Genomic DNA, 3,915 nt, shown 5'->3' with positions numbered 1-3,915 from the left:
GAAAATGAAATAATTCCTGACGATGTAAAACTTAGAATAGATACTTTTATAAAGATCTTAAAAATTTCCGAACACTAAAACTACTCATTAATTTACTTTTTACAATTTCGACCAACTGCACATTAAAGTTGTATTGTTTTTATACATTCGTTGCTCCCATTTATGTAACCAACCCAAAAAAAATGAAAAACTATTATCTGCTTTTAGTTTTATTAGTCTCATTTATTTCTAATGGACAAACAAATTGTGACGATGCAAATTCCTATTTAGTAAATGCCTATTCTCATGTTAAGGATGCTTATGATTCTAATAACATTAGCCATTTAAAATATTATGCTAATAGGTCTGTAGAATCTTTTAAACTTTCAAAAATAACATTAAAAACTTGTGGTTGTAAGACTGCTCTAAATTTAGCCAATAAAGGTATTGAGTTACTAGCAAAAGTAGAGGATGTTTCAACTTTTGAAGATGGACGTTTTTATGTAAAACGCGCCAGAGATATTAGTAAAGCAAGTGTTATTGAAATTGACAAATGTGCTTTAGTTATCTATAACAATAGCGCTGCTAAAAACGAAGAACTTTCCGATTTAGAAAATGAACAATTGATATTAAAACAGCAACAAGAAGCACTAAAACTTAAAGAAAAACAAATTATAAGTAAATTAGCACGTCAGAAAGAAAAGGAATTAACGCTTAAAAAGAAACAATTAATTCTTTCTTATAATGATGCCATATCATCAAACATTAAAACATGCAACGAAGTATTAAAAATTTGCGGGTTTAACCATGGAACTATAGAAAACATTGAATCTCCTGTAGATATTTCAACAAAAAGTATTGAAGCTATTAGGCGTTTTTATAAAAACAACCTTAAAGCATTAGCTTCAAATTATTTGGCTGAATTAAATTCATGTCATTAAAACATAGTTTTGTCAGACCGTTTTTTTTCTTTTTTATTTACTTGCAAACATCTTAACATCTTGCTCGCTAACTTCAGTTCCACCAAGGATAATCAAGCGTTCTATAACGTTTCTAAGTTCTCTTATATTTCCTGTCCAATCATACTCTTGAAGCAGTTTAATGGCCTTGTCCGAAAACACTTTTTTAGCAGTACCTTGTTCGTTCGCTATTTTTTCAGAAAAGTGTTTTATCAATAATGGAATGTCATCACGTCTGTCATTCAAAGCTGGGACTTTAATTAAAATTACAGCTAGCCTGTGATATAAATCTTCACGGAATCGACCTGCTTCAATTTCCTTTTTTAAATTCTTGTTTGTTGCTGCAACAACACGCACATCTACTTTAATATCCCTATCACTACCTACACGTTGCACTCTACTTTCTTGCAATGCACGTAAAACTTTAGCTTGCGCCGATAAGCTCATGTCTCCTATTTCATCAAGAAAAATAGTGCCTCCGTTGGCAGCTTCAAATTTCCCTGCTCTGTCTTTATTAGCACTTGTAAACGCTCCTTTTACATGTCCGAATAACTCACTTTCTATTAATTCACTTGGTATTGCTGCACAATTCACTTCAATTAAATTACCTTTTGCACGTGCACTCTTTTCGTGCAACCAGTGAGCCACTAATTCCTTACCTGTTCCGTTAGGTCCAGTTATTAATACGCGGGCATCGGTTGGTGCTACTTTATCAATGATATCTATAATTTGTGAAATGGCATCGCTTTCACCAATCATTTCATATTTTTTACTAACCTTCTTCTTAAGAATTTTGTTTTCTACAACCAATTCTTTTCTATCTAAAGCATTTCTAACTGTGTTTAAAAGCCTATTTAAATCTGGTGGTTTTGAAATATAATCAAAAGCACCAAGGCGCATTGTGTTTACAGCGGTATCTAAATCGCCGTGACCAGAAATCATAACTATTGGTATTTCAGGTTTAATTTTTTTGACAGCTTCTAATACTTCAACTCCATCCATTTTTGGCATTTTTATGTCACAAAGTATTAAATCAAAATCTTCGTTTTTTATTTTTTCTATACCTAATAAACCATCTTCAGCTTCATCTACTTTATAAGCTTCATTTTCTTCTGAAAGAATCTTTACAAGCACACGTCTAATCGCCGCTTCGTCCTCTATTACTAATATTTTTGACATACTTAAATTTTAAATTTTATTCCTGTTCTTAAATAGAATGCATTTAAATCATCTAATTTAAAAACTTCATCTCTGTTTTTGTTTCGTAATACGTTATTCAATCTAAAGGTATAACCTGTGTACATATAAGCTACTAAATGTTTAGTAAAGCAATATTCATACCCAAGACCGCCAACGGCTACAGATAATGAAATATGTTCCACATTTTGTCCATTTATTATAACAGCATCTTGTAGGTGAGCCAAATAGCCGTCTAACCCAACAAAGGCTTGCATGTTATTTTCTTTATTAAACGTATATTTTAAATTAGACTTTGGTACTCCTGCATTGAAACTCCATTTTTCATTAATTTCTCTATAATAACTTACAAATGGGAGCGGATACGGCAAGCCTATAGTTGCATTATATGTTAATCCTAAAATTAAACGATAGGGCCGTTTTAAACGTTCATCTTTAGTTCTATCATTTATTAAAAAAACGCCTCCGTTCATAAAAAAATCATCAGAGTTTAAAGACTTAGTAAGTGTTGAAGCAATTCTAGGGTTAAACTTTGCTCCTAGCCGCCACTTTTCATTCCATTTGAAGGTATAACCAATGTTTAAATCTATGATATGAATTCTATCTAAAACCGATGTGTCGAATGGATAATTCTCTTCTAAATTTAGAAAAACACGATTATACTCTGCTCCAATTATAAGATAAGCATCATTCTTAACTTCAATAGGATAATTTAAAAGCGCTCGTAATCTCGTATACTGGTCTTCTGAATTACTCTGAGGTATAAACGAATACTCTAATCTTGCTATATCTGTGAGTTGCGCTGTTGAAAATTGAAAAACAAAAAAGAAACATAATACCAATACACATCTCGTTTCTTTTCTTATCCTATGATTCATTCGCCGATTGATTTTAAATTTACTGTGGTTTTTGAATAATATGGATATCTCTTTGAGGGAATGGTATACTAATGTTGTGTTCTCTAAATAGTCTATCTATTTCAAAACGCAAATCACTTTTAGGGATGGCACCTTGAAAACTATCATTTAAAGTAAAAACTAATTTAAATTCTAAAGCACTGTCTCCAAAATTTGTAAAGAACACATAAGGAGCTGGTTGTTTTAATATCAAATCATGATTATTTGCAGCTTCTAAAAGTAGTTTTTTTACTAATTGCACATCACTACCATAAGCAACACCAATTACAACCGATTCTCGAGTTGTTGAACCATTCTGAGTCCAATTATACGAACTATTAGTAAGGTATAAATGGTGCGGAATAATAAGCACTTTGTTATCTATGGTTACTGCTCTTGTAGTTCTTAATTTTATTTCATCTACCCGTCCAACTTTACCATCAATCTCAATAATATCACCTACATGAATCGTTTGGTCTATTAAAATTAATACTCCAGCAATAATATCTTGAAATAAGGTTTGCAATGCTAAACCTACACCAATTAAAAGCGCCGCAGATGCAGCAAAAACAGCAGTTACATTAACACCAATACCATGAAAGGTAAGAAGTAATATGATTAGGTAAACTATCCATTTACCATAACCAAATAATATTTTAAACTTTGCTTTATCTTCATTTGGCAGGCGTCTTGTTAGTATTTTTCTAAATGTGTTTAGTAGAATGGACGTAAGGATAATAACTGAAATAACCAACAATATGCCTTTTACTGAAATACTAATATCATTTGTAAGATTGAAAGTGTAATTAAGTATGTTCTTTATTTTTTCCATATTAATACTTTATCCATTTAATCAACTCTTTATAACTAGGTTTCTTCCCATA

4 protein-coding genes are annotated in these 3,915 nt (G+C 31.3%); 1 reads left to right on the top strand and 3 read right to left on the bottom strand.

Annotation, left to right across the window (positions count from 1 at the left end):
* The first annotated feature begins 182 nt into the window (after positions 1–182).
* The gene (locus tag AAC024_RS15780) at positions 183–920 is read left to right on the top strand and encodes a hypothetical protein (protein WP_339896449.1); all 738 of its coding nucleotides are present in this window, start codon (positions 183–185) and stop codon (positions 918–920) included.
* A gap of 33 nt (positions 921–953) precedes the next feature.
* Here the strand turns inward: AAC024_RS15780 and AAC024_RS15775 are convergent, their stop codons facing one another.
* Genes AAC024_RS15775 through AAC024_RS15765 form a run of 3 tightly spaced genes read right to left on the bottom strand, consistent with a single transcriptional unit; the run spans position 954 to position 3,863 of the window.
* The gene (locus AAC024_RS15775; protein ID WP_339896448.1) at positions 954–2,117 is read right to left on the bottom strand and encodes a sigma-54 dependent transcriptional regulator; all 1,164 of its coding nucleotides are present in this window, start codon (positions 2,115–2,117) and stop codon (positions 954–956) included.
* 2 nt (positions 2,118–2,119) lie between these two features.
* Entirely contained in the window at positions 2,120–3,013 is an 894-nt protein-coding gene (locus AAC024_RS15770; protein ID WP_339896447.1) for a DUF6268 family outer membrane beta-barrel protein, read from the bottom strand.
* Positions 3,014–3,032: 19 nt separating this feature from the next.
* Positions 3,033–3,863, bottom strand: coding sequence for a mechanosensitive ion channel domain-containing protein (locus AAC024_RS15765; protein ID WP_339896446.1), 831 nt, complete (start codon positions 3,861–3,863; stop codon positions 3,033–3,035).
* Positions 3,864–3,915: the final 52 nt, after the last annotated feature.

It is taken from the genome of uncultured Algibacter sp., assembly GCF_963976535.1.
GTDB lineage: Bacteria > Bacteroidota > Bacteroidia > Flavobacteriales > Flavobacteriaceae > Algibacter_B.
This window is presented reverse-complemented; position numbering and strand designations above follow the sequence as displayed.

Bases quoted from the DNA above. Each gene is read 5' to 3' on its own strand.
- AAC024_RS15765 (WP_339896446.1), bottom strand. From the start codon at position 3,863: ATGGAAAAAATAAAGAACATACTTAATTACACTTTCAATCTTACAAAT.
- AAC024_RS15780 (WP_339896449.1), top strand. From the start codon at position 183: ATGAAAAACTATTATCTGCTTTTAGTTTTATTAGTCTCATTTATTTCT.
- AAC024_RS15775 (WP_339896448.1), bottom strand. From the start codon at position 2,117: ATGTCAAAAATATTAGTAATAGAGGACGAAGCGGCGATTAGACGTGTG.
- AAC024_RS15770 (WP_339896447.1), bottom strand. From the start codon at position 3,013: ATGAATCATAGGATAAGAAAAGAAACGAGATGTGTATTGGTATTATGT.